General features: G+C 71.0%; 23 protein-coding genes. 11 read left to right on the top strand and 12 right to left on the bottom strand.

Features of this window, described 5'->3' with window-relative positions; genetic code table 11:
- Positions 1–49: 49 nt before the first annotated feature.
- The 11 genes from OG738_RS36445 to OG738_RS36395 all read right to left on the bottom strand — a co-directional run bounded on the left by OG738_RS36445 (position 50) and on the right by OG738_RS36395 (position 11,219).
- Complete coding sequence (locus tag OG738_RS36445) at positions 50–2,056, bottom strand: glycosyltransferase family 4 protein (RefSeq protein ID WP_329047812.1); 2,007 nt, start codon at positions 2,054–2,056, stop codon at positions 50–52.
- A complete protein-coding gene (locus OG738_RS36440) occupies positions 2,053–2,676 on the bottom strand; it encodes a DUF998 domain-containing protein (protein ID WP_329047810.1) in 624 nt (207 codons plus the stop codon). The genes OG738_RS36445 and OG738_RS36440 overlap by 4 nt, the downstream gene beginning before the upstream one ends.
- Before the next feature lie 220 nt (positions 2,677–2,896).
- Positions 2,897–3,574 (bottom strand): response regulator transcription factor, encoded by a 678-nt coding sequence (locus OG738_RS36435; protein WP_329047808.1) that lies wholly within the window; start codon positions 3,572–3,574, stop codon positions 2,897–2,899.
- On the bottom strand, positions 3,571–4,887 hold the full coding sequence (locus tag OG738_RS36430) for a sensor histidine kinase (protein ID WP_329047806.1): 1,317 nt from the start codon (positions 4,885–4,887) through the stop codon (positions 3,571–3,573). The genes OG738_RS36435 and OG738_RS36430 overlap by 4 nt, the downstream gene beginning before the upstream one ends.
- A 71-nt stretch (positions 4,888–4,958) precedes the next feature.
- Positions 4,959–5,798, bottom strand: coding sequence for an ABC transporter permease (locus tag OG738_RS36425; RefSeq protein WP_329047805.1), 840 nt, complete (start codon positions 5,796–5,798; stop codon positions 4,959–4,961).
- On the bottom strand, positions 5,795–6,733 hold the full coding sequence (locus tag OG738_RS36420) for an ABC transporter ATP-binding protein (RefSeq protein ID WP_329047803.1): 939 nt from the start codon (positions 6,731–6,733) through the stop codon (positions 5,795–5,797). The genes OG738_RS36425 and OG738_RS36420 overlap by 4 nt, the downstream gene beginning before the upstream one ends.
- A 486-nt stretch (positions 6,734–7,219) precedes the next feature.
- Positions 7,220–7,999 (bottom strand): hypothetical protein, encoded by a 780-nt coding sequence (locus OG738_RS36415; protein ID WP_329047801.1) that lies wholly within the window; start codon positions 7,997–7,999, stop codon positions 7,220–7,222.
- Between the two features lie 477 nt (positions 8,000–8,476).
- Positions 8,477–9,322 (bottom strand): class I SAM-dependent methyltransferase, encoded by an 846-nt coding sequence (locus OG738_RS36410; protein WP_329047799.1) that lies wholly within the window; start codon positions 9,320–9,322, stop codon positions 8,477–8,479.
- A gap of 141 nt (positions 9,323–9,463) precedes the next feature.
- A complete protein-coding gene (locus OG738_RS44805; RefSeq protein ID WP_442875834.1) occupies positions 9,464–9,649 on the bottom strand; it encodes a hypothetical protein in 186 nt (61 codons plus the stop codon).
- Positions 9,650–9,740: 91 nt separating this feature from the next.
- Complete coding sequence (locus OG738_RS36400; RefSeq protein WP_329047797.1) at positions 9,741–10,361, bottom strand: hypothetical protein; 621 nt, start codon at positions 10,359–10,361, stop codon at positions 9,741–9,743.
- 222 nt (positions 10,362–10,583) lie between these two features.
- The gene (locus OG738_RS36395; protein ID WP_329047796.1) at positions 10,584–11,219 is read right to left on the bottom strand and encodes a TetR/AcrR family transcriptional regulator; all 636 of its coding nucleotides are present in this window, start codon (positions 11,217–11,219) and stop codon (positions 10,584–10,586) included.
- A gap of 139 nt (positions 11,220–11,358) precedes the next feature.
- On the opposite strand from OG738_RS36395, the gene OG738_RS36390 reads away from it, so the two are divergent.
- The 7 genes from OG738_RS36390 (at position 11,359) to OG738_RS36360 (ending at position 16,257) form a co-directional block, all read left to right on the top strand.
- On the top strand, positions 11,359–12,093 hold the full coding sequence (locus tag OG738_RS36390; protein ID WP_329047795.1) for an SDR family NAD(P)-dependent oxidoreductase: 735 nt from the start codon (positions 11,359–11,361) through the stop codon (positions 12,091–12,093).
- Between the two features lie 43 nt (positions 12,094–12,136).
- Positions 12,137–12,760: an NADPH-dependent F420 reductase gene (locus OG738_RS36385; protein ID WP_329047793.1), complete on the top strand. Its 624-nt coding sequence runs from the start codon at positions 12,137–12,139 to the stop codon at positions 12,758–12,760.
- 21 nt (positions 12,761–12,781) lie between these two features.
- Positions 12,782–13,669 carry a TIGR03619 family F420-dependent LLM class oxidoreductase gene (locus tag OG738_RS36380; RefSeq protein ID WP_329047792.1) on the top strand — a complete coding sequence of 296 codons (888 nt, stop codon included), beginning with the start codon at positions 12,782–12,784 and terminating at the stop codon, positions 13,667–13,669.
- A 607-nt stretch (positions 13,670–14,276) separates the two neighbouring features.
- Positions 14,277–14,627 carry a TraR/DksA family transcriptional regulator gene (locus tag OG738_RS36375; protein ID WP_329047790.1) on the top strand — a complete coding sequence of 117 codons (351 nt, stop codon included), beginning with the start codon at positions 14,277–14,279 and terminating at the stop codon, positions 14,625–14,627.
- Positions 14,628–14,932: 305 nt separating this feature from the next.
- Positions 14,933–15,130, top strand: coding sequence for a hypothetical protein (locus OG738_RS36370; protein ID WP_329047789.1), 198 nt, complete (start codon positions 14,933–14,935; stop codon positions 15,128–15,130).
- 72 nt (positions 15,131–15,202) lie between these two features.
- The gene (locus tag OG738_RS36365) at positions 15,203–15,583 is read left to right on the top strand and encodes an MFS transporter (protein ID WP_329047788.1); all 381 of its coding nucleotides are present in this window, start codon (positions 15,203–15,205) and stop codon (positions 15,581–15,583) included.
- A gap of 107 nt (positions 15,584–15,690) precedes the next feature.
- Positions 15,691–16,257: a dihydrofolate reductase family protein gene (locus OG738_RS36360; RefSeq protein WP_329047786.1), complete on the top strand. Its 567-nt coding sequence runs from the start codon at positions 15,691–15,693 to the stop codon at positions 16,255–16,257.
- A gap of 15 nt (positions 16,258–16,272) precedes the next feature.
- On the opposite strand, the gene OG738_RS36355 is transcribed toward OG738_RS36360, so the two are convergent.
- On the bottom strand, positions 16,273–17,295 hold the full coding sequence (locus OG738_RS36355) for an RNA polymerase subunit sigma-70 (protein ID WP_329047784.1): 1,023 nt from the start codon (positions 17,293–17,295) through the stop codon (positions 16,273–16,275).
- A gap of 324 nt (positions 17,296–17,619) precedes the next feature.
- On the opposite strand from OG738_RS36355, the gene OG738_RS36350 reads away from it, so the two are divergent.
- From OG738_RS36350 to OG738_RS36335, 4 genes are all read left to right on the top strand, one after another.
- Positions 17,620–18,516, top strand: a complete 897-nt coding sequence (locus OG738_RS36350) for a helix-turn-helix transcriptional regulator (RefSeq protein ID WP_329047782.1) — start codon at positions 17,620–17,622, stop codon at positions 18,514–18,516.
- Between the two features lie 61 nt (positions 18,517–18,577).
- A complete protein-coding gene (locus OG738_RS36345; RefSeq protein WP_329047781.1) occupies positions 18,578–19,264 on the top strand; it encodes a hemerythrin domain-containing protein in 687 nt (228 codons plus the stop codon).
- Positions 19,261–20,139 (top strand): LLM class flavin-dependent oxidoreductase, encoded by an 879-nt coding sequence (locus OG738_RS36340; RefSeq protein WP_329047779.1) that lies wholly within the window; start codon positions 19,261–19,263, stop codon positions 20,137–20,139. The genes OG738_RS36345 and OG738_RS36340 overlap by 4 nt, the downstream gene beginning before the upstream one ends.
- A 410-nt stretch (positions 20,140–20,549) precedes the next feature.
- Positions 20,550–21,371: an ACT domain-containing protein gene (locus tag OG738_RS36335; RefSeq protein ID WP_329047778.1), complete on the top strand. Its 822-nt coding sequence runs from the start codon at positions 20,550–20,552 to the stop codon at positions 21,369–21,371.
- Positions 21,372–21,423 lie beyond the last annotated feature (52 nt).

Genomic DNA, 21,423 nt, shown 5'->3' with positions numbered 1-21,423 from the left:
AGCGCCCGGCCAACCGAGGTTGATCGAGCGCCTGCCCGTCCCTGCCGGGCTACGCGGTTTGGGCGATCATGGTCGGCGCGGGCAGGCCGAGCAGGATCCGGTACTGGGCTTCGAAAGTGCCCAGCGCTTCGTCGATGTCGTGGCGGGCGACGATGGCCCGGGACTTCGCGCCCATCCTGGCACGAGTGTCGGGATCCGCGGCCAGCTCGGCAATCCACCGGGAAATGCTGGTGATCGCGCCCGGCTCGAACAGGTAGCCGTTGGTGCCGTGGTGCACGAGGTGCGGGAGGGCGAGCGCGTCGGCGGCGATCACGGGCAGGCCGGCGGCCATCGCCTCCATCGTGGCGAGGCTCTGCAGCTCGGCCGTGCCGGGCATGCAGAACACGTCGGCCTCGGCGTACCGGTGGACGAGCTCGGCGTCGGGAACGAAGCCGTGGAAGGTCACGCGATCGGTGATACCCAGTTCGGTGGCGAGCGTCTCGAGGTCGTGACGGCGGGTGCCGTCGCCGACGAGGTCCGCGCGGACGTGCGGCAGCGGGGCGAGGGCGCGCAGCAGCTGGTCGATGTTCTTCTCCGCGTCCAGGCGGCCGACGAACAAGACCGACATCGGTTCCCCGGCCGGCCGCGCGGGCGCGGCGTAGTGGGCGAGATCGATGCCGCAGGAGACGACCTGGACCGGCCGGTCGAGCCCGATCCCGGCGAGGACTTCGGCGGCCCGCGGGGTGGGCGTGGTGACGATGCGCGCGTCGCGGTAGACGCGGAGTAGGTCTCGCCAGGCCCAGCGGGCGATCGAGTCCTTCACCCTCCGAGGGAAGGGTGTGTAGCCGAGCAGGTTGTCCGGCATGAAGTGGTTCGTGGCCATGCCGGGGAGCCCGCGTTCGGCGGCCGCTTCGAGGAGGGCGCGGCCGACTCCGAAGTGGGCTTGGACGTGGACGACGTCGGGGCGCAGCCGGTCCAGGAGCGGCCCGACCTCCGTGCGGGCGCCGCCCGGGGTGCAGAACCGGTAGTCGCCGTGGAACGGGATGGCCCGGGACCGGATCCGGTGCACGGTGTAGCCGTCGCGCTCCTCGGTGTGCGACGGACCGTCGGCGGACGGGCAGGCGACGTGGACCTCGTGTCCGCGCTGGGCGAGGCCCCGGGCCAGCCGTTCGGCGAAGAACGACGCGCCGTTGACGTTGGGCGGGAAGGTGTCGGCGCCGATCAGGACGCGAAGGCCGGACGGGTGCTCGGGCACGGAGTTCTCCTTGGCTCGGGACGGGTTGTGCGGAAGGGCACCGGCGAGCACGCGCACGCCGGCGAGAGCGACGAAGGCGGCCGCGGCCGCGAGGACCGCGGTGGTCGTGGTGAGGTGTGGCGCTTCGCCGTAGGCCAGGGCGGCCACGGCGACGGCGGTCAGCGGGTCGAGCACGGTCGTGGTGCCGACGACGACGGCGGTGTGCCCGGCGGCGTACGCGCGGTGCAGGACCACCCCACCGGCACCCAGCAGGAGCAGGGCCTGCGCGCCCAGCAGGACGGCGGCCGCGAGCGGCTGGGTGACGGCGGCGTGCACGACCGCCGAGCCGAGTCCGAAGAGGACGGCCGCCGCCCCGGCCAGCACGGCACAGCTCGCCCGGATGAACCAGACGACCGCGGCCAGCGCGAACCCGGCCACCGCGACCGACTCGGCCGTTCCCGAGCCGATCGGCATGTCCGTGGTGGCGGACGCCGCGAGCGTCACGAAACCGGCGACACCGAGCAGGACCAGGACCACGGCGCCGAGGACCCGGCGGTTGCGGGCGCGGCGGGCGAAGACGACCGTGAGGACCAGGCTGAACACGCCCAGCGGCTGGACGACGGGAAGCGGGGCCAGGGACAGGGCGACGACGTGCAGCAGGCTCCCGCCGGTGGCCAGCGACGTCCCGGCCCACCACCCGCGCGACCGCAGCAGCCGGGCGAGGGTGCGCAGCCGGGGCGTGCCGTCGACGGCCAGGCCGGCGACCTCGTCGTGCTGCCGGGTGGCCGCCGCCGCGAAGAGAACCGCGGCGAGCAGGGCGCAGGCGATGGCGATGGCGGTCATCGGACGGCCCGCCGCAGGGCGGTCGCCATGGTGGCGATGATCAGGAACTCGGCCAGGAGGGCGACGCGTTCGAGCAGGCCGGCCGGGAGCCAGCCGACGACCTGCGCCAGGCCGAACGCCGCCGCCGTCACGACTCCCGCGACCGCCCCACGCCGGAGGGTGGCCGCTGCGGCGAGCCAGCGCGTGTCGGTCCGCAGCCGCGTGCTCAGCGCCCACGCGGCCAGCGGGAGACTGGCGAACAGCACGGCCCCGCCGGCGCGGTGGATCTCCCCGGACGCCGTCGCGTCCGCGGCGCTGAAGTTGCTGCGGAACAGCAGGACCACGACGAGCCCGGCCGTCCAGAGCAGGAACAGGGCGCTCACGAGGGGCGTCCGGGGCAGCGCGGCGAGGTGGGCGGCGGCCGCCAGCGCCGCGGCGGCCGCGAGCAGGAGCACGACGGCCACCGCGAACAGGAACCGGCCGCCGCGGTGCCAGGCGTAGTCGCTGACCGGGTCGTGCCAGGGGCTGACGTTGCCGGCGAAACCGAGGGTCAGCCCGGCGATGATGGCCTGGGCGACGGCGGCCATCACCAGCGTCAGGGTCGCCAGCGGACTGGGCGAGAGCGCGGACCGTTGAGTCACCCTTCAGACGGTGGTGCCCGTCCATGAGAGTTCGATGAAGATCACGCGCGGTTTCGTTAAGAAGCGGCCGGCGGGAGGAGATCGAACCGCGCGCCCCGGTGTCGGCCCGGCCGGCCTCGGCGCGGCCGCCGTGCTGGGTGAGCACCTGGTCGACGATGGCCGGCCCGAGTCCCGAGCGGTGGAGGACACTTCGCCATCGAGACGTGGCGTCGGGACCAGCTCAGGCGGGCGGGTTCGGTTGGGTCAGGCCGAGGTCGTAGGCGAGGATGACCGCCTGGATGCGGTCGCGGGCCCCCACCTTCGCGAGCACCCGGCCGACGTGGGTCTTGACCGTCGATTCGGACAGCACGAGGCGCTCGGCGATTTCTCCGTTGGTGCATCCTTGCCCGATCGCGACCAGGATGTCCTGTTCCCGGGCGGTCAGGGACTGCCAGCGAGGATCGGCGGGTGGCGTCGGCGTGGCTCCGGCGTCGGGGAGCCGGTGGCCGTAGGTGTCGAGCAGCCGGCGGGTCAGGGCGGGGGCGATGACGGCGTCGCCGCCGGCGACGGCCCGGATGCCGGCGAGCAGTTCTTCGGGGTGGGCGTCTTTGAGGAGGAATCCGCTGGCTCCCGCGCGGAGGGCGGCGTAGGCGTATTCGTCCATGTCGAAGGTGGTCATGACGAGGACGCGGGACCGGCCGCCGGTGGCGAGGATCCGGCGGGTGGCTTCGATGCCGTCCATGCCGGGCATGCGGATGTCCATGAGGACGACGTCGGGCCGCAGCTCCGCGGTCCGGCGTACGGCTTCCGCGCCGTGGGCCGCTTCGCCGACGACTTCGGTGTCCGGCGTCGCATCCAGCAGCATCCGGAAACCGAAGCGCTGCAACGGCTGGTCGTCGGCGATGAGGATGGTCGTCACGGTGTCCCGCCAGGTGCACCGGGCAGCGGCGCGACGTCGAGAACGGCCTGCACGGCCCACCCGCCGCCGGGCGTGGGGCCCGCGTCGACCGTCCCGCCGTACAGGGCGGCACGCTCCCGCATCCCCGCCAGCCCGTTTCCCTTGTCCGACGGGTCGAGGGCTTGCGGCGGGCCGTCACCGCGCCCGCTGTCCCGGACGCGGATGCGCAGCTCCACGCCGTCGGCGGCGACCTGGACGTCGATCCGGGTGCGGGGGCCGGCGTGGTTGAGCGTGTTGGTGAGTGCTTCCTGGACGATGCGGTACGCCATCAGCTGCACGCCCCGGTCGAGCGTGTCCAGTTCGCCGGCGGACCGGTAGACCACCTCCGGGCCGGCCGCGCGGATCCGCGCGCACAGGGCGTCGAGGTCGGCGATTCCCGGCTGGGGATCCAGCTCGGGTACGTCCGCCTTCTCGCGCAGGACGCCCAGCATGCGCCGCAGCTCGCCCAGTGCCTGACGACCGGCGTCGCCGACCAGCCGGAGCGCTTCCTTGCTGCGCTCCGGGGCGACGTCGGCCGCGTAGGCGCCGCCGTCGGCCAGCGTGATGATGACCGACAGGTTGTGGCCGACGATGTCGTGCATCTCGCGGGCCACCCGGACGCGCTCGGTGGCGGCCGCCAGCCGGCTGCGCTGGTCGCGTTCGATCTCCAGCTGGGCCGCGCGGTCGCGCAGGCTCGCGAGCTGGGCCCGGCGGATCCGCACGGCCAGCCCCAGCGCGACGGCGGCGGTGACCGCCGTCAGCAGGAAGAACAGGGCCTCCCAGAAGGACACGAACCCGGAAACCCGGGCGGCCACGGGAATCAGGAGCGCGACCTCGGCCGCGCAGGCCCACGGCAGGTGCCGCAGGCGCCCGTGCAGGGTCACGCTGTAGAGCGCCACGAGCAGCGCGACGTCGGCGCGCAGGAAGACCCCGAGCGACCACTGGACCAGAAATGCCGCCGCGGTCAGGGCCAGCGCCACCGACGGTGCCCGCCGCCGCCACAGCAGGGGCAGCACCAGGCCGGCCTGCAGCGCCAGGGTGCCCACCGGCGGCAAGTGCGTGAAGGTGACGAGAAGTTCCTCCGGGCCGCGGTCTTCGTGGTGCGGAACCAGATCCGGCAGGCAAAGCATCGCGAACAGCGCGGCGACGACGGCCAGGTCCAGCACCCACGGGCGACGTCGGTCCGCCTGCCGGACCCGCTGGCCGAGCCGCGTCAGCCGGGTGACCAGCGGGTGCGCCGGCAGGGGAGCGGTCCACGACGAAGGCGGGTGGCCCACCTGGTCGTCGCTGCGCACGTGCCTCACCTGCCCATCGTCGCGGAAAACCGCCGGTGCGGCACCCGGGTGCCGCACCGGCGGAGCCTTGCTCAAGCGTCCGACCTCGCCAGCCGGTAGGCCGCTCCGCCCAGCAGCAGGACGGTCCAGCCCAGGAAGACCAGCAGACCGGCGGTCGGCGACAGGCTGGTCGCGTCGTGGGTCAGTGCGAACATCGACTGGCCCGCATTGCTCGGCAGGTACGGGCTGATGTTGCCCTGCCACGAAGCCGGCAGCAGCGAGACCAGGCCCGGGATCAGCATGAGCGCCCCGACCAGGACCGAGATACCGCCGGCGACCGAACGCAGCAGCATCCCGAGCGCGACGCCGATCACGCCGACCAGGCCCAGGTAGAGACCGGCGCCCAGCAGGCTGCGCAGGACCCCCGCCTGCGACAGGGTCATCGCCGCGGGTGTCCCAGCCACGATGGCGCTGCCGAACACGAAGGCGAGGAACGCGCCGGCCACGCCGACGAGCAGCGCGACGGCGCCGAACACCGCCGACTTGGACCACAGCACGGGCAGCCGGCGCGGAACTCCGGTCAGCGTCGAGCGGATCATGCCGGTGGAGTACTCACCGGCGGTGACCAGCACCCCGAGCACGCCCAACGCCAGTTGCGCGAAGTTCGTGCCGAAGAGGGACAGGCTGAGTGCGGTGGCGTTGGCGAAGTCCGGGTCGAGACGCTGGCCCGAGCTGATGTTGGACTGGTACCGCGCGGCGGAGATCAGCCCGAACGCCACCAGGAACACCAGGCCGAGGCCGAGGGTGATCCAGGTGGAGCGCAGTGACCAGAGTTTCGTCCACTCCGAGCGCAGGACGTGGCGTCCGGTCACGCGGTAGGCCGGGCGGGCAGCCCGGGCGGTGTGGGCCGCAGGCGTCGTCAGGGTGCTCATGCCGCGCTCCCGAGCGAGTCGATGCCGGTGGTGGCGCCGTGGTACTCGACGGCGTCGCGGGTCAGGTCCATGAAGGCGTCCTCGAGGGAGACGGTCCGGGGGGAGAGTTCGAACAGGGTGATGCCGTGCTCGGCGGCCTTTCGCCCGATGGAGCGGGCCGAGAGGCCGCTCACCTGGAGTTCCTCGGAGCCCGTGCGGCCGACGATCTCGACGCCCGGCCCGGCCAGGAGGTCACGCAGCCGGCCCGGTTGGTCCGTGGCCACGTGCACGGTGTCGCCGCCGGCGTCCCGGACGAGGTCGTGCACGGTGGTGTCGGCGAGCAGCCGTCCCCGGCCGACGACGATGAGGTGCTCGGCGACGAGGGCCATCTCGCTCATGAGGTGCGAGGAAACGAAGACGGTCCGGCCGTCGGCGGCGAGGTCGGTGAGCAGGGTGCGGATCCAGAGGACGCCCTCGGGGTCCAGGCCGTTGACCGGCTCGTCGAGGATGACCGTCGCCGGGTCGCCCAGCAGGGCCGCGGCGATCCCCAGCCGCTGACCCATCCCGAGCGAGAAGTTCCCCGCGCGCTTCTTCGCGACCGACTGCAGCCCGGCCAGCTCGATCACCTCGTGCACCCGCCGCCGGGGAATGCCGTGGGTCTGGGCCTGCGCGAGCAGGTGGTCGAACGCCGACCGGCCGGGATGCACCGACTTGGCCTCGAGCAGAACCCCGACTTCCTGCAGCGGCGCGCGGTGCTCGGCATAGCGGCGGCCGTTGACCAGGACCGAGCCACTGGTCGGCGCGTCGAGCCCGACGATCATCCGCATCGTGGTCGACTTGCCCGCGCCGTTGGGCCCGAGAAATCCGGTGACGGTGCCCGGCCGGACGGTGAAGTCCACTCTGTCCACCGCGGTCTTTTCCCCGTATCGCTTCGTCAGCTGGTGTGCCTCGATCATCGCTCATCCCCTGAGATCCCGGACCGGACAGCCCGGTCCGTTCGCTGCCCAACGCTAGGGACGGCGGGGAGGGAGATCGTGGTACCGGAGGAGGGAATCCGGCGCCGCCCGTAGTACCGCGGTACTACTGTGCTCCGGGCACGTCACCGCGGGGGCACGTGGTAGCGGTTCCGGCGCCCCCTGGGGAGCGCCTGGCACCCACGCTGGAGCGCTCCGGTGCGGTGTTCCTCTGCGACGGGGTGACTGAACAGTGCACTGCCGGGTGCGCCGGCGCACAGTGTTCACTGTGGACTTCAGGTCACCACATTCGCCGGGTCCGAGGTTCGGCTGCCTGGGCCTGCGGGACGGGCCGGCGGCCGTGGTGGATCGCCGATGCCGTCGGCGGGTTCGAGCCCGAGAGTGGCGAGCAGCAACGCCCACACTCGCGGGCACAGCCCTTGGTTCGCAGGGCCGTGGTTTTGAGAAGACGGTGTCGTGCCACGCAGCTCAGTCGCTGTTCGAGTCGATCGCCGAAGGTGTCCGCACGCGTGGCTGCCGGAGTACGGCCCAGACCACCTTGCCGCCGGACTGCGTCCGAGACCAGCCGGCGGCGTGCGCCAAGTGCGCGACAAGCTGCAGGCCGCTGCGCGGTTCCCCCCTTTCCGGGCGCGGCCGGGGCAGCGAGACCGGTCGCGTGTCGTCATCGGCGACGGCGACGGTCAAGCGGCCCAGCCGCAGTTCCAGCCGGAGGCGCGCCGGTGAACGGGCGTGTTCGGCGGCGTTTTCGACGAGCTCGCCGGCCACGGTGGCGGCCGGCGCCGTCAGCGGCTCGATGCTCCAGTTGGCACAGGTGTCGGTGACGAACCGCGTTGCCGGCTGCACGCTCAGTGGCGAAGGCGGTAGCCACAACTCGGTGCGGCGGCGCGGCGCCGGCTCGTCGAGGTTGTCCAGCGCGGCGAGCACAGTGGGCTCGATCGTGAGGAAGCGTCGCATCGGGCCGCGCCACGACAACTCCGCGTGCACCGGTCCGGGAACCACCACCAGCCGCACCGTCGACCATTGCGAGACGCGCAGCCACACCGTGACGAACACGCTGGCCAGGTAGTCGCTGGCGATCTCGAGTTCGTCGAGGTCGACGATCACCGCGCGGGGCTGGTCGGCCGCGCACTTGAGCAGCACATCACGCAGCACCGGATAGGTGCGGACGTCCAGGACACCCGACGGTCGGACGATCATCGCTCCGTGCAGCTGGGACAGTTCACAGGTCAGCGGGCCGTCCGCATCCATGCCGTAAATCCGCCGCCTCTGCGTTGGTCGAGCCGAATCGCACTCAGAATGGAAAACAGTACTGCGACGCTGCCGACGGTGACTGCGCAGATCGCCGGATTCACTCGATTAACTGATGACGACAAGATTTGCCGGTAACTGTCAAGAGATTGACAACGACTCACCACAGCAGGGCTTGTCGTGACCGGTTACCGCGGCCGCCCAGATCCGCACCGGCAGCGGACCCCAGGCCATGGCCGCCCTGCGCAACTTGGCCATCGGCATCTTGAAAACGGCCGGGCACGCCAGCATCGCCGCCTGCAGGCACCACGCCCGGGACGCCACCCGGATCCTCGAAACCCTCGGACTGCGCCCAGCATGAGCAAAACGGACGCGACGCGGCGACGCCGAGGCCCTGGAGGTTGCGGTACACCTCTGCCGTACCGTCACCGCCTGGCCCTCGCAGACGGTGAAGTTGCCGACGTGGCCTGCGCTCGCTCAGGTGACCCGCGCGGCCACCAGGGTCTCGAAGGCATAGGGCCGCAGGCCATCGGTACGGCCGGCGAAGTACCGCTGCTGGAGGTCTGCCCGTGCGGGGTGGTCCACGACCTTGAGCCCGCACCGGCTGATCAGCCTCTCGATCTCGGATACCGGCCAGCCAGGCTGAAGAGGCTCGCCGACAGAAGCCGCGATCGGCGTGTAGATACGGGCGAATTCCGTCCCCACGTCGTCGAGCGCACCGTCCTCGGCCCGGTAGGAGAACACCACCTCAGACCCGGGAGCAGCCGCCGCGATCGTGTGCAACGTCGACTCGATCGCCTGTGCCGTCAGATAGGGGGCGACGCCCGTCCAGCAGAACATCGCCGGCTGCGCCCAGTCGAACCCGGCCGGGCCCAGCGCATCCTGAACCGGTCCGGCCTCGAAATCAACCGGCACGAATACCTGCGAGTCGCTGAGCGGCAGGCCGAGCTCCCTGACCCGCTCGAGCTTCCAGGCCTGGGAGGCAGGGTGATCAACCTCGAACACCGTCAGCGAGCCGAGCAGATCCGGCCGCCGCCACGCGAACGAGTCAAGCCCCGCGCCAAGGATCACGTACTGCGTGAAGGCACCGGCAGCCAGCCGGTCCTCGGCGTACCGGCTGCGGGTGCAGACAGCCGCTCGTGACTCGCGGCGGACCGGGGCGGGGAACAGCGGATCGAACTGGTCTCGCAGCTGCTGCCACACCGGGCCGACAAGCACCAGGGCCAGCACATCGTCCAGTACCCACGGCGACGCCGTCTCCAGGCGAAACAATCCGCGCGACACGGCCGCAAACATCGCCGTCCTGCTCGGCGCGCTTTCCATTTATTCCTCCTCGCCGGCCAGAACCCAGCATGCTCTGGCCACGCCCGCCCACTCCGCGCACTTCACAGGATGCGCCTGGAGGGCCCTGACGGCCATGGCCGGATCGCCTGGCAGCCACGATCTGCTCGCCATCGGGATCCGTCAGAACGGCCAGGAACGCCACCAGCGCACACGATCCGGCGGCGAACCGAGTGCACGATCCGCCGCACCGACCTTCGCCTCGAGCTGCGCCGCGGAATGTTCACCATCGCCGTCGCCGACGACGACCCCCACCCCGCCGTCCTGCTCGAACGCACCCACCTGCGCGATCCCGGCCTCGGCCTGCACCGGCTGACGCTCTTCACCTCGGCGAACGGGACGAATTCAGCCGGCGGTGACGCCGGGACCGGGTCGGGCCGCGAACTCGGTAGCGTTCTTCTCAGGACACGAGCTGGCGCAGCGGCCCGTTGTCGTCGGCGAAGTTGCGGGTGCTCATGGCCTGGACTCCGGCGTTGTGTTCTCCGTTGAACGGAGTGACCGTGCCGGGGCAGCCCGCTTTGACCGCGTCGGCGGGCGAGTTGAACCAGAAGCCGACGTGGAAGGTGTGGATCGGGGCGAACGCCGGATTGCTCGCCGCGTCGCCGGGGTGGACCACCGGCGCCGGTGCGGTGTTCGGCGCCACGGCGAAGGTTTCGACGTTGAACCGGCCGATCACGGTGACCGACGCGGTGCCGTCGTCGCCGGATTGCAGGTCACTCTGGTACCACGACACGCCGAACGGCCCGTTCGGCACCTGCGTGATGAACAGGTCGAACCCGGTGTCGGCCGGCAGCCCGGCCGCGTGCAGGGTCATGGTTTCGTTCTGCCCGTGCGTCACCACACGTACCTTCGCGGTGGCCGCCGCGAGGCAGTTGGCGTTGGCGGCGACGCCGGATCTGACCATGGCGAAGCTGATGCTGCTGTCCGCGGCGTCCGCCTGAGTGGTGACCAAAACGCCGGCGCCGAGCACGGTGACCGCGCCGGCGGCAGCGGCAGTGACGGGAAGTTTGCGGAATTTCATGGTGACCCTCCTGATCGTGGATTACTGCCCCGGCGACGTCGTGCTTCGGAAAAGGGCACTGAGGAAGGGGTTCGTGCCAGCTGCCCCACGCCGGATGTGCCGCTCACAGGCCACGGTGCCAGCCGCCGTCGACAATCCGTCGACAGTGCAGGTAGCCGGAGTCCGGCAGCTGCCGGACTCCGGCCTCAACGAACTCGGCGTCGGTTTCCGGCCGGCGAGCCGTCATCGGCCTCGCGGCGGCGCGTCCTGAGCAGGCCCGGTGGCATCGCTGGACTGTCGAGGCGGTGAGGCGGGGAGGGCGTTGTCGATGAGGATGGCGGCGATGGCGGCGGCGGTGGGGAATGACCCGCTGTTGAGGACCCGGGTGCGGGCGGAGGCGCCGTCGATGAGCAGTGCCAGCTGTTCGCCGAGCTGTTCGGGTTCGGTGGCGCCGGCTTCGCGGGCGGTTTCGGTGAGCCGCGCGGCGATGGCTTTCTTGTAGTCGCGCGCGTACTGGGCCGCGGGGTGATCGGGGTCGTGGAGTTCGACGGCTGCCCCGATGTAGGGGCACAGCGGCGTCGAGGCGGGCATGTCGAAGGCGGCGAGGAGCCGTTCGCGAGGGGTGAGGTCGGTGCGGTCGAACACCTCGGGCATGACGTCGGGATCGAAGCGGCGCAGGTATTCGGCGACGAGGTCGTCCTTGCTGGTGAAGTGCTGGTAGGCCGTGCGTTTGGACACCTGGGCCACGGCGCAGAGCTGGTCCATGCCCGTGCGGTTGATGCCCTGGTCGCGGAACAGCTGCTGGGACGCGCCGAGGATGCGCTCGCGGGCGCCCCGGCCGCGGCGCCGGCCCGAGGGGCCCTTCTCCAACTCCGTCATCCTCGCAGTATAGAGCGTTCGGTACCGAACGGTGTACGTAGCTTGCGTCCCCCGCCGGCCGTCGGGTACGTTATCTACACAGAGCGGTGTACTTAAGAACCGGCGTGATCCGGAAATCCCTCAATTCAACGGAGTGCTCGTGGGCAAGCTCGATGGCAAGGTAGCGGTGATCACCGGCGGATCGACCGGGATGGCACTGGCCGGCGCGAAATCGTTCGTCGAGGAAGGAGCGCACGTCTTCATCCAGGCCCGGCGGCAGGACGCGCTGGACGAGGCCGTCGAGCTGATCGGCCGCAACGTGACCGCCGTGCAGGGCGACGCGGCGGAACTGGCCGACCTGGATCGCTTGTACGACACGGTGAAGCGGGAAAAGGGCTCGATCGACGTGCTGTGGGCCAGCGCCGGAATGGGCGAACCCGCCGTTCTCGGCGAGATCACCGAGGAACAGTTCCACCGCGCGTTCTCGCTGAACGCGCGCGGCACCCTGTTCACCGTGCAGAAGGCGCTGCCGCTGCTCAACGACGGCGCCTCGATCTTGATGACCGGGTCGAACGCGTCCCTCGGGGCCTTCCCCGGCTGGAGCCTGTACGCGGGAAGCAAAGCCGTGCAGCAGGCCTGGGCCCGCGTGTGGCTCAACGAGCTGAAGGACCGCAAGATCCGGGTGAACGTCCTGACCCCCGGCCAGGTCGCCACGGCCAAGCAGGAAGAACTGTTCGACGAGGCCACCAGGGCCGCGTTCGAATCCCTGATCCCGCGGGGAAAGATGGGCCGCCCCGAGGAGATCGCCGCCGTCGCGCTGTTCCTCGCCTCCGACGACTCCAGCTACGTCAACGGCCTGGAGCTGGTCACCGACGGCGGCACCACCGCCATCTGATTTCGAACGCGGACACCTCGAGAACGGGAAGAGAGCACATCTCATGAGCAGCATCACCCTCATCGGCACGGGCAACATGGCCCGCACGATCGGCGCGCTCGCGGTGGCGGGCGGAAACACCGTCGAGGTCATGGGCCGCGATCAGGCCAAGGCCGACGACCTGGCCGAGGCGCTGGGCGGCGGCGCGACGACGGGCAAGTGGGGCACCGTACCGGCCGGGGACATCGTCATCACGGCCCTGTTGTACGACGGTGTCGTTCCGGTCGTCGCCGAGTACGGAGCCGCGCTCGCGGGCAAGGTCATCGTCGACATCAGCAATCCCTTCAACGCCACGTTCGACGGACTGGCCCACGGCGAGGAGACGTCGATCGCGCAGGAAGTTGCGAAGGTGGCCCCGGCCGGCGCCAGCGTGGTGAAGGCGTTCAACACGATTTTCCGTGGTGTCCTGGAGAAGGGCCGGCCCGATGTCTTCTTCGCCGGCGACGACGCACAGGCCAAGGCGGACGTGGCGGCGTTCGTCAAGAGCCTCGGGCTGCGCCCGCTGGACGTCGGCGGCCTGAGAATGGCGCACTGGCTGGAAGGAATGGGAGTGGTCACGGTTGGCCTCGCCGGAAACGGGGTCGGTCACGGGGACTTCGCCCTCGGCGTCAACGAATTCGCCGGCTGAGACGCGATGAAGCTCGGTTTCGTGATTCCCATTGTCGGGCCCGCCGTCCGCGGCGCCCCCGCACTGAGCGCGTTCTGCGGCGGGCTGGAGGACCTCGGCTACGACACCCTGTGGGTCGGCGATCGCCTGATCACGCCGGTCGACGTGGACAGCAGCTACCTGGCCCACGGGCCGCAGATGACCCGCTCCCTCGATCCGGTGCTGCTGTGGACCGTCGCCGCGGCGGCGACCAGCCGGATGCGCCTGAACGCCAGCACACTCAGCACGTTCTACTACGAGCCGCCGCACCTGGCCCGGCTGCTGACCACGCTCGACGTGCTCAGCGACGGCCGCCTCGGCGTCGGGGTGGGGCTGGGGTGGATGAAGCAGGAATACGACACCGCCCGCAACGCGGACTGGCACCGGCGCGGCAAGATGCTCGACGACGTGCTGGCGTTCCTGCACGCGTGGTGGACGACCAATCCGGTGTCCTGGGACAGCGAGTTCTTCACCTTGCCACCGGTCCACGCCGACCTGCGCCCGGTCCAGGCGGGCAGGCCACCGATCTGGATCGGCGGTGCCAGCGAGGCCGCGATGCGCCGAGTGGGCCGCAGCGGGGTCGGCTGGCTCGCGGTCGACGGGGCGGCGCCCGCCGCGTCGAGCACCGGTCATGACGAGGGCGCCGACCGCCTGTGGTCGATCGCGCGCCGAGCGGCGCAGGGACGCCGGCCGCGATCCCGACGCGCTGAAGACGGCCATGCGGATCAACCTCGACCGGGCACGTCCGCCGGCTCGCTCGCGGACAAGCTCCAGCGGTACGCCGAGTCCGGTGTCGATGAGGCGTATTTCGATGCCTTCGCGGTGTTCACCAGCCTTGACCAGATGCTGGACTTCGCCGGCCAGGTGATCGCGCGTACCGGCCGGTTGTGATCACCGATGAGGTCCGCCGGGACACCAGCTTGGGAGTGGCCGTGCTTCCGGACGGCAACGACTTCTGCGTCGTGGCCCCGCCCGGCGCCTACCCGACGGGGCCACGACGCGGCGGCCCCTACCGCCGCCCGCGCCAACCTGCGGCTACCGCGTCGCGGTGGCCAGTGCCGCGCGGATGGCGTCCTCGTCGACCGGCTGGCCCTTCTCGTCCGTGTACGGCCCGTATGGGGTTCCCCACACCGGCGTGCCCGTCGCCTGCCGCCAGCTGTCGCCAGCGGTCCCGCATCCACCACGCCGTACCCGATGGACTCGATGAATTCGGTCACCGCCGCCTTTGCCGGCGCGGAGTCCCCGGCGATCGGCAGGTACGAGCGGCCGGCCGCCCCCGCCGGGCGGGTGGCCCTGCGCGTCGAAGTTGGTCACGGTGGTGGTGAACGGGGACGCGCTCACGGGGACTGCCAGGGTCAGCATGGCCACGAGGGCGAGAACGAGCGGGCGAAGAATCCTCATGGGTGGTCTCCTGCCTCGCTCAGCGGAGTACATGAAACGATTCAACGTGGCAACCTACGGGGGTCACGCTCGTCAAGGTTCGTGGCAGACTTCGCGCATGGACGATCACGCCGCGGCGGACCTCATCGCCCGCGCCCGCGCCGAGACCGCGCGGCTCGCCGGCGCGCTCGCCCGGCAGCGGGACGGAATCGTGGCAGCGTCGGAGTTCACCAGCAACGACGACGAACACGATCCGGAAGGGGTCACGATCGCGTTCGAACGGGCGCAGGTCCAGGCGTTGCTGCGGCAGGCACAGGACGACCTCGCGGACCTCGACCGCGCCCTCGAGCGCGTGCGTGCCGGCGTCTACGAAACCTGCGAACGCTGCGGGGGACCGATCGCGGAAGGCCGGCTCGTTGCCCTCCCGGCGACGCGGATCTGCATCACCTGCGCGAACAAGGCGCGCTGAGCTGATCGAATGTCCTGTTCGGCGTCCTCCGGACAGGATCGAGGCGATTCCTTGTTTCCTCGCGACGAAGGTGTAAGAAGTCCCTCGGCTGATTGAAACGTTTTATGACGTCAGGAGACGTTCATGCGCCGGTCGTGAACCTCGATGAAGAGACGGGCCGTCGTCGTTGCGTTCGCGCTCGCCGCGGCGGTCGTGCCCGCCACAGCCGCGGAGGCGGAGCCCGCACACGTCGGCCCGCTGGCGCCGACGTCGCTGCGTTCAACACCGTCTTCGGCCACGTCCTGGCCCGGGGCGGCCCGCTGGACGTGCTCATCGCCGGCGACGACGCCCAGCCCAAGGCGACCGTGTCGACGTTCATCACGAGCCTCGGGCTGCGCCCGCTGGACACCGGCCCCTTGGAAATGGCGCGCTGGCTGGAAGGAACGGGCCTGGTGATGATGGGCCTGGGCCGCCACGGCGCGGGCAACTTCGACTTCTCCCTCGGCGTCACCACTTCCGCCTGAGCGCCGCCGCCCCTTCGTCACCGTCCTTGTCGCGCCGGCCACCCGGCGCGGCAAGGACCACAAGGAGTCACCATGTCCGACATCACCCAGGCGCCGGCCGCTACCGGCGCCATGCCCACGTCCTATCGACCACCGCCGCGGTTTCCGCTGCCGGCGCTGGGGTCCACGCCGTTCGCGATCCTCGCCATCATCCTGTGGGGACTCGCCTTCGGTGGCTCGGCGACGCAGCTGCAGACCGCCGCAGGCGCGGCCACCGGCGAGCACGCCGACGCGGCCATCGCCATGGTCACCACGGCGTTCAACCTGGCGATCTTCGCGGCCGGCGCGGTGGGGGCGGTCTTCGTCGACGGCGTCGGAGCGAAGGCCCTGCCTGCGGCGATAGTCGCCCTCGCGGCCGCGGCACTCGTCGCGGTGGGCTTCGGCCGGCGCGCGGCGTTCCGGCCCGGTCGCTGAGCCGTGCCGCCGATACCGGGGTCCTGCGGATGCGGATCGCGCACCGATCAGGTTTTCGCGCCGCACCCGTCTAAACGTGTGAAATCGACTCACGAGAGGCTGGCACGATGCGAAAACTGATCTTCGGCATGAACGTGACCCTGGACGGCTACATCGCCGCGACCGGCGTCGACATCGGCTGGAGCGGGCCGCCGAGCGACGAGCTGTTCCAGTGGTGGCTCGACTGGGAGCGGGCGAACGATCTGTCGCTGTACGGGCGCAAGCTGTGGGAGGCGATGAGCTCCTACTGGCCGACCGGCGACCAGCAGCCGGGTGCCACCCCGGCGCAGATCGAGTTCGCGCGGAACTGGCGGGACACGCCGAAAGTGGTGTTCTCCTCGACGATCGACAAGGTCGACTGGAACACCCGCCTGGTCACCGGGGACCCGGTCGCCGAGATCACCCGGCTCAAGGCCGAGGACGGCGGCCCGATGGGCATCGGCGGCGCCACGCTCGCCGGGGCGGCCATGCGGGCCGGGCTGATCGACGCGTACGCGATCGTCACCCATCCGGTCCTGGTGGGCGGCGGCACGCCGTTCTTCACGGCGCTGGACAGCTGGGTGAACCTGGACCTCGTGGAGACACGGACGTTTCCCGGCGGCGTGGTGCTGACCCGATACGAGACGAAGCGATGAACACGGGCCCCTCGGCTATGAGGGAACCTTTCCCAGTGTCGGGGGCAGGTCCAGCCATGGTTTGCCGGTCACGTCGAATCCGGTGAGCTCGGCGATCTTCCCGTCCACGATGTGCAGGACCGCGATGTTCAACAACCGGTACTCCGGGTCGTCGGGGGTGCGCAGGTACAGCGCGGCGGCAGGCATGCGGTTGACCGTCGTGGCGATGCAGCGCCAGTCGTCCTTGCCGCGCTGGAAGAGTCCGCCGGAGACCCAGCCGTCCACCGCGTCCTTGGCCCCCATGATCAGGGTGCCCGGCTCGGGCAGCATCGCGAAGCGCAGGTCGTCGCGCAGCAGGGACATCAGCCCGTCGAGGTCGTTGCGCTCATGGGCGTCGATGTAGGCCTTCACCACGCCGCGCTCGTCGTTCGACAGCTCGTGGGTGGCGGGGCTCCGCCAGTCGAGGCGGCGGCCGGGCAGCTGCTCGCGCATCGTCACCCGCGCCCGCTGCAGGGCGCTGGTGACCGAGGCGACGGTCAGCTCGAGGGCGTCGGCGGCCTTCGACGCCGGCCAGCCGAGGACGTCGCGCAGGATGAGCACCGCCCGCTGCCGCGGCGGCAGGTGCTGGACGGCGACGATGAACGCCAGCTCGATCGTCTCCCGCGCCACCACCGATTCCTGCGGGTCCTCGGGGAGCATCCGGTCGGGGTACGGCTGCAGGTACGCCGGCTCGGAGCCGGCGTCCGGCAGCTCGGACGGTACGGGGGTGCGGTCATTGCGCTTCTCGAGGAAGTCGAGGCAGACGTTCGTCGCGATCCGGTACAGCCAGGTCCGCAGCGCGGCGTGGCCCTTGAACGACGTCCGCTTGTGCCACGCTCGCAGGAACGTCTCCTGCGTCATGTCCTGGGCGTCCTCGTAGTTCGCGAGCATCCGGTAGCAGTGCACCTGCAGCTCACGCCGGTGGCGCTCCGTGATGAGCGCGAACCGTGCCGGATCGCCTGAGCGGACCACCGCGATGAACGTGGCCTCGTCGGCGCCCAGCGGTCTGGCGTCGGTCATGGTCGTCGATCCTTCCACCGGTGCGAGGGGGCTACCAGAACTGACGACGTGGCGGCGGATTTCTGATCGGTGGAGCTGATAGCAGCCCGGCAGGAACTGGAGCTGTAGCTCGGCCGGGACTACTCGGATTCTGCAGGTGCCGATCGGCACGGTGCTGAGCAGACTCAGCCGCCGGGCACTGCGGGAGGCGATCGAGGCGACCCGGCCCGGGAACACCGTCTGACGCGGTGGACCACTGCCCGACCCGCCCGTCGCCGCCGGAGGACGGACCGTCCGTATCCTTGAAAGCGACGAAACGCGTCGCGGCGGGGGTAGCAGATGTTCGTGCGCACGTCCACGATCGAAACCGTGCCGCAGGCGGAGATGACGGTGTCGACCTACCGGGACGCCGCGCTCGGGCCGATCACCATCGGCGAGGTCGCGTTCCAGGAAGAGCTGCGGCTCGAAACCGACGACGTCGGCACCGGGTTCTACGTCCACCTGCCGATCACCGGCCGGTTCGAGTCCCGGCACCGCGGCGTCGACATGATCGTCAACAGCCGATCCTCGGCGGTGTACCTGCCGGGCGGCGGCGAGTTCACCGGGCGGTGGCCGGTCGGCTATCGCGCCCTGTGCGTGCGGATCGACCTGCCGGCCGTGGAGACCGCACTGGCCCGCCTGGTCGGCGACCGCACCTCGAGCCGGGTCACCTTCGACCCCGTCATGAACACCCGGGACGGCTATGGCCGCAGCTGGGCCGACCTGCTGTTCTCCGTCAATCGGCAGCTCTCGCTCCCGGGTGGGCTGCTGTCTCAGCCGCTGGTCGCGGCGCCGCTGGCGGAGAGCTTGCTCAACGGCTTCGTCCTCGCGGCGTCGCACTCCCACGCCGAGGCGCTCGCCGGACCCGTCGTCGCCGCGCGGCCGGCGTCGGTCCGCGCCGCGATCGACCTCATCGAATCGGACCCGCAAGCGCCGCTCACGCTGACCCTGCTGGCGACCCGGTGCGGGGTCGGCCCGCGCACCCTGCAGAAAGGGTTCCAGCAGCACCTCGGGATGTCTCCGATGGAATACGTCCGCGACGTCCGGCTGCGCCGGGCGCACGAGGAGCTGCGCGCCGCCGACCCGTCCGCCGACTCGGTCGCCGACGTGGCCCGCCGCTGGGGCTTCGCCCACCTCGGCCGGTTCGCCGCCGCGCACGAGGCCAAATACGGCCAGAAACCGCTGCGTACGCTTCGCGGATAAACTGATTCGCATCCTGGACAATTCCGTTACCGGTGGCTTTTTTCCTGTTAGAAAAGCAATCATGACCAACGAACCCTTGGCCGACGTGCGCGACATGTATCTGGCGCACACCATGTTCCGCCGGGAGATCGGCCTGGCCCCGGCACTGATCCGCGGCGTCGCCGACGGAGACCTCGAGCGCGCCGCGGTCGTCGCCGATCACGTCCGGCTCGTGGACACTGTGCTGCATCACCACCACGCGAGCGAGGACGAACACCTCTGGCACCGGCTGCTCGACCGAGCCGGCGCTGACGCGGAGCCTGTCGTGCGGGTCATGGAAGAACAGCACGAGGCCATCGACGCACTGCTGGGCGAGGTGCGCGCGGAGCTGGCTTCTTGGCGTGACAGCGCCGACCCCGCGCGGGGTGCGGCGCTCGCCGAATCGGTGACCCGGCTGCACGCGCGGCTCGTCGAGCACCTCGCCGTCGAGGAGGAGAAAGCGCTTCCCCTCATCGAGAAGCACATCACCGCCGCCGAATGGGGACAGATGGTCGCCGCCGGCGCGGCCGACGTCGCCCCGGAGCAGATGCCGCTGATGTTCGGGCTCATGGCCTACGAGGCCGACCCCGGCACCGTCCGGGACATCGTCGCGTCCCTGCCGCCCGAGGTCGGCGCGGTCATCGGAGACCTGGCCTCCCAAGCCTTCGCGGCGCACGCCCAGCGGGTGCACGGCACCGCCACGCCCGAGCGCATCGGAGGAGCGCGGTGACCGCCCACGACCTCAAGTTCGGTGCCCTGCTCGAGCCGCCCGCGGATCGCCCGCAGGACGTCGTCGGGCTGGCCGAGCTGATGGAAGAACTCGGCTACGACGTCGTGACCCTGTCCGATCACCCGTACTGGCCGGAGCGACTGGACACCATCGCGCTGCTCTCCGCGATCGTGGCCCGGACGACGCGGATCACGGTGCTGCCCAACCTGCTCAACCTCCCGCTGCGCCCGCCCGCCGTGCTGGCCCGCACTGCAGCCACCCTCGACATCCTCAGTGGCGGACGTTTCGAACTCGGCCTCGGGACCGGCGCCCAGCAGATGTGGGACGACATCGTCGCGGAAGGCGGACCGCGGCGCACCGCCGGTCAGTCGATCGAGGCACTGGAGGAAGCCGTCCACGTCATCCGTGCCTTGTGGACAGCCAAGGCGGACGTCGAATTCGCGGGCAAGCACTACCAGCTGGGCGGCGTCAAGCCCGGTCCGGCGCCGCTGCACGAGCTGGGCATCTGGTTCGGCGCCTACCAGCCACGACTGCTGCGCCTGACCGGGGCCATCGCCGACGGCTGGATCCCGAGCTCGCCGTTCTTTCCCCCGGAAGCCCTGCCGGCCGCCAACCAGGTCATCGACGAAGCCGCGTTGGCCGCCGGCCGCTCACCGGCGAACATCCGCCGCGGTTACAACATCGAAGGCCGAATCGACGCCGGCTCCGGGTTCCTGCAGGGGGCGCCCGAGGTGTGGGCCGAACAGCTCGCCGAGGTGGCGTTGACCCAGCGGATCGACACGTTCTTCCTCTATCGCGCCGACTCGGCGGACGTCCTGCGCCGGTTCGCCGCCGAGGTCGTCCCCGCGGTCCGCGAACGCGTGGCCAAAGCCTGACCCGAAGGAGCCGCCGGGCCGGCGACAAGCCCGCCGGCGGGTACCTCGGTATTCAGATCGACAGCATCCGCGCGACGATCGGCCGACGCAGCTTGCACTCTCCCCAGCTGCCGGATCGAACGGCGCACGATGGATCACCTCTGCCCTGGCCGCGAGAACCTTGAATGCCGTCAGCCGACCTCAGCTTTGTCAAGGGCGGCAGGGAGATGGGGGCTCGGCGGCAACCGGGAGCGTTTGCCGCCGAGCCGAAGACGCGCCGGTGCCCGGAGCGGATCCCGGCACTGGGCCCATCGACGACCCGGTCGCGGTAACAGGTGAGTTGCCGGCCGCGGAGTTTCTGTCGCGGCGGTTAACTGAATCGTGACAGATGGGCAGGTTCGAGGTAAGGACGGGCGCCGATGCTGGTCCGCATGACTGAATCCGACACCCGGCGGCCGGCCGCCGACGACGCGAAGCGGTCCACGACGCGTGAGCTGATCGAGCTCGCGGCCCTGTTCATCGCCACGGGCGTCGCCGACTTGTTCGTCAGCACGCTGTCGCACAACCGCGTCGGGCCGGTGGTGTTGTTCGTGCTCGGTGGGCTGCTCGTCGTCTCGGCGGCCGGGCGTCGGTGGTGGACCCATCGCCGGTGTGCCCGGGTGAAAAGCGCGGAGGGCGAAGCGCCGGCCGGGGTGGCGTGGCGGGTCCGGGCGACCGTGCGGGACGTGCCCGGGAGTCTCGCGGGTGTGACGGCCGCGTTGGCGGCCCACCGGTACGACATCGTGTCGATGCAGGTCCTCGCGGCCGAGGAGGGCGCGATCGACGAGTTCCTCGTGCGCGCGCCGGCCGGAGCGACGGCGGACGAGATCGCCGAGGTCACCGAACTGGGTGGCGGCCGGGACGTGCGGGTCGTGCCGGCCGATGTGCACGAGTTCGTCGACCTGCCGGCCCGGGTGCTGACGTTGGCCACGCGGTTGGTGGCGGCGGAGGCCGACCTGGCGCAGGTACTGCGGGGCCTGCTCGGGGACTGCGTGGTCGAGCAGGCCCCGGCGGGGATCGGGCGGCGGTCCGGCGAGGGCTTCGAGGGAAGCGCGATGCGGCTGGTCACCGGCGATGGCGGCCTGGTGGTCGTCACTCGCCGGCTGCTGCCGTTCACCCCGGCGGAGTTCGCCCGGGCGAAGGCGGTGTTCGAGCTGGCGCAGCAGCTGACCCGGCGCACGGCCACGGAGCCGCCCCCGGCTTCCGGCGCGTAGCCACTCCCGGGGCGGCCCGCTCGCTTGCTTTCCCGGACTCCCGCGGGAGCAT

Origin of the sequence: Amycolatopsis sp. NBC_01488 (genome assembly GCF_036227105.1) — a bacterium.
Classification (GTDB): Bacteria; Actinomycetota; Actinomycetes; order Mycobacteriales; family Pseudonocardiaceae; genus Amycolatopsis.
The sequence above is the reverse complement of the archived record's forward strand: the minus strand, read 5'-3'. Positions and strand labels throughout refer to the sequence as shown.

Bases quoted from the DNA above. Each gene is read 5' to 3' on its own strand.
- OG738_RS36445 (WP_329047812.1), bottom strand. From the start codon at position 2,056: ATGACCGCCATCGCCATCGCCTGCGCCCTGCTCGCCGCGGTTCTCTTC.
- OG738_RS36400 (WP_329047797.1), bottom strand. From the start codon at position 10,361: ATGAAATTCCGCAAACTTCCCGTCACTGCCGCTGCCGCCGGCGCGGTC.
- OG738_RS36425 (WP_329047805.1), bottom strand. From the start codon at position 5,798: ATGAGCACCCTGACGACGCCTGCGGCCCACACCGCCCGGGCTGCCCGC.
- OG738_RS36345 (WP_329047781.1), top strand. From the start codon at position 18,578: ATGACCAACGAACCCTTGGCCGACGTGCGCGACATGTATCTGGCGCAC.
- OG738_RS36355 (WP_329047784.1), bottom strand. From the start codon at position 17,295: ATGACCGACGCCAGACCGCTGGGCGCCGACGAGGCCACGTTCATCGCG.
- OG738_RS36360 (WP_329047786.1), top strand. From the start codon at position 15,691: ATGCGAAAACTGATCTTCGGCATGAACGTGACCCTGGACGGCTACATC.
- OG738_RS36420 (WP_329047803.1), bottom strand. From the start codon at position 6,733: ATGATCGAGGCACACCAGCTGACGAAGCGATACGGGGAAAAGACCGCG.
- OG738_RS36415 (WP_329047801.1), bottom strand. From the start codon at position 7,999: ATGGATGCGGACGGCCCGCTGACCTGTGAACTGTCCCAGCTGCACGGA.
- OG738_RS36395 (WP_329047796.1), bottom strand. From the start codon at position 11,219: ATGACGGAGTTGGAGAAGGGCCCCTCGGGCCGGCGCCGCGGCCGGGGC.
- OG738_RS36335 (WP_329047778.1), top strand. From the start codon at position 20,550: ATGACTGAATCCGACACCCGGCGGCCGGCCGCCGACGACGCGAAGCGG.
- OG738_RS36385 (WP_329047793.1), top strand. From the start codon at position 12,137: ATGAGCAGCATCACCCTCATCGGCACGGGCAACATGGCCCGCACGATC.
- OG738_RS36410 (WP_329047799.1), bottom strand. From the start codon at position 9,322: ATGGAAAGCGCGCCGAGCAGGACGGCGATGTTTGCGGCCGTGTCGCGC.
- OG738_RS36375 (WP_329047790.1), top strand. From the start codon at position 14,277: ATGGACGATCACGCCGCGGCGGACCTCATCGCCCGCGCCCGCGCCGAG.
- OG738_RS36365 (WP_329047788.1), top strand. From the start codon at position 15,203: ATGTCCGACATCACCCAGGCGCCGGCCGCTACCGGCGCCATGCCCACG.